The sequence below is a fragment of the Flavobacteriales bacterium genome (assembly GCA_013214975.1).
GTDB lineage: Bacteria > Bacteroidota > Bacteroidia > DT-38 > DT-38 > DT-38.
Genome location: JABSPR010000340.1, coordinates 1 through 2,393 on the forward strand (window position 1 = coordinate 1; position 2,393 = coordinate 2,393).

Below are 2,393 nucleotides of genomic sequence, written 5' to 3' on the forward strand. Positions count from 1 at the left end.
ATACCTATGAGAAATGGTTGCTTGATCCGGCTGATCTAAAGTTTCTCGAAGATGGTGGCTTAGGAGGAGATCTGGAAGGTCAAGAAACTAAGCCTTCTCAAGAAATTGACAAGTCGACCACAGAAGCACCACCTCTGAAGGACATCCCGGAAGACAGACCTATACAAAAGACTGGTGAAGACGTTAAAGCGCAGGAAGAGTCTGATGAGGAAGAAGAGGAAGTGCTGTTTGATGCAACAGAATTAGATTTAACGACTTCAACACCACAGGAAGAGAAGAGGCTAACTCAAATTGATCTTGACAACCTACGCAATCTTGATGAACAGCTAATTGCCGAGTTTGACTGCTTAGCTTAGCCTGTGGTAATTATAAACTTTGAATTTCCTAATTTCTAATCCTTAGGACACTTCTCACCTGGAGCTAAAAACTACTCAATAGCAATGACACTTTGAGCAATATGTGGAAATTAATCAATGATCTAAATAAGCATTCTGTCAAAGGATAATTACTCTATTCCGAGTGAAGCAGAGTGGGAATATGACAATCTATCAAAACCCTACATCACAATGCAGATCAAATGAATATTGATACAGCGCTTTCTTGTCTCAATTTACTTATTAATTTTGTAAAATTAGAAAATTTATGGCAGTTTTTAAAGTTACGTACCCACTTATAATAAATCGTTATAAAATGGAGATACATCATCAAACTATCAGCTATTACTTTAATATTGTTTTTAAGTTGTTTTGCTACTGCTGCAGACAAACCACAATTCAGATATAAAATTAATTCGACAAACCCTAGATTTAATGTCGTTTTATATGCCTATGACCTCACAGGAAAGGGCTGGCCAAGTTATTTTATGGGAAAACCAAATGATGGTGGTCATTGGATTATTTCAAATATTGCACATCCGAAAGATACAAAAGTCAAACCATCACCTCCCTATGCCGGTCATTTTCATATAGAGTATTCTTCTGCGGCCCAATCCAGTGGAGACCAGAGCTCACGGATTCTTGGAGAAGCGATAATTGGCGGTAAACCGGATCTGTCCATTAAGCTGTTGTCAGTTGGAGAAACGAGAGATCTAAAAATAATACATGAAGCAGATTTCTCGTTGGTTAAAAAATCAAAAAAATACCCGGATGGCTTTAAAATTTTTTCGCGCACTAAAGCTATTGTTGAAGTAAGTAGCGGTGGTAAATCCGTTAAAGCAGATGCTGAATTACGAGTTAAACGCAATGGTAGAACAACTATTAGAATTGAAGTATTCTTTAAAGTTCAGGGAAAAGACCTCGGTTTTCAGAAATATCCGGGAGAAATCGGTCTACGTGTTTATATCCTGGCCACGACAAAATAAGGAAACCTTATGAAAAAATTATATATATCTATTTTATTAACTCTCTGCTCGCTTTTGACAGCTCAAGAGAATTATAGCAAGACCGATAAAGAAAACTTGCTGGCACCGATGATGTCTTCATACATAGGAACATCGGGAACTGAGTGGTTGGTCGACGGCGGCTTCCAAGTGGACGGAACTTTGGTCTTAGTTGGTATAACGATAGGGCCCAAATTCGACCTTAAAGGTGTTGATGTGAAGGTACTTGGTAAGGATGGGGCTGTTCCAAAGTCACAGGATTGGTCATTAAAGAAGGGTAAATTTAAAAACATTAATACTTCGGCGACAGTTTTTATAGTACGTCTTTCAAGTGATTTGAAAAAAGTAATTTCAGCATCCCGTTTTCCCTGGGCATCAGCCTCCTTATCCGGATTTGCCTTGGATAAGCGAGGAAATATTTATCTAAGTGGCCGTGGCAAAGAAAGGACCTTTACGTCACTTTCGACTAATGTGAAGAAGTTTGAAGTACCGCAATTCCCTTCTAAAAAGAAAAGCAGAAAGAAGAACGTAAAACCTAAAGTCTTCGATGCCAATTACATTGCTAAGCTTAATTTTACAGCTGATAAGATTGAATGGATTCGACACAGTGAAGCAGTAGGAAAATGGCCTCAGTTAAGAGCACTTAAAAATGGCAATATTCTGTATAAGTCTGTGACTTTTGATACTTTAGATGCAAATGGTAATAGAGTTGACCGCCTTGAATTGACAAAGCCTATGGTTCCCGGTTGTTATACTGTAAATGAAGTAAATGGAGAGTTTGCTTACGGGCATGAACATCATTGGCCTACAGGTAGAGAGCCCTGGCGCTGCCCCGTATTGAAAATTTTTAACTCCGATAAAACTGTAAAAATGCACCTCTATGACTGGCCGGGTCCTTTGGTCGGGATTAATCGAAGTGTTTCAGACTCTTCGGTGCGTAATATACAATACATGGAGGACGGTAATTTACTTTACTCGGCGTGGTCTGATGGCGGTAATTCTGTTATGACAGGCC

The 2,393-nt window shown here is 38.9% G+C and carries 3 protein-coding genes; all 3 read left to right on the forward strand.

Annotated elements, in window-relative coordinates; all coding sequences use genetic code 11:
- Positions 1 to 17 precede the first annotated feature (17 nt).
- On the forward strand, positions 18 to 356 hold the full coding sequence (locus tag HRT72_10910) for a hypothetical protein (GenBank protein NQY68214.1): 339 nt from the start codon (positions 18 to 20) through the stop codon (positions 354 to 356).
- 374 nt (positions 357 to 730) lie between these two features.
- Positions 731 to 1,360 (forward strand): hypothetical protein, encoded by a 630-nt coding sequence (locus HRT72_10915; protein ID NQY68215.1) that lies wholly within the window; start codon positions 731 to 733, stop codon positions 1,358 to 1,360.
- A 108-nt stretch (positions 1,361 to 1,468) separates the two neighbouring features.
- Positions 1,469 to 2,393: hypothetical protein (locus HRT72_10920; GenBank protein ID NQY68216.1), on the forward strand; the 925-nt coding region annotated here is incomplete at its 3' end.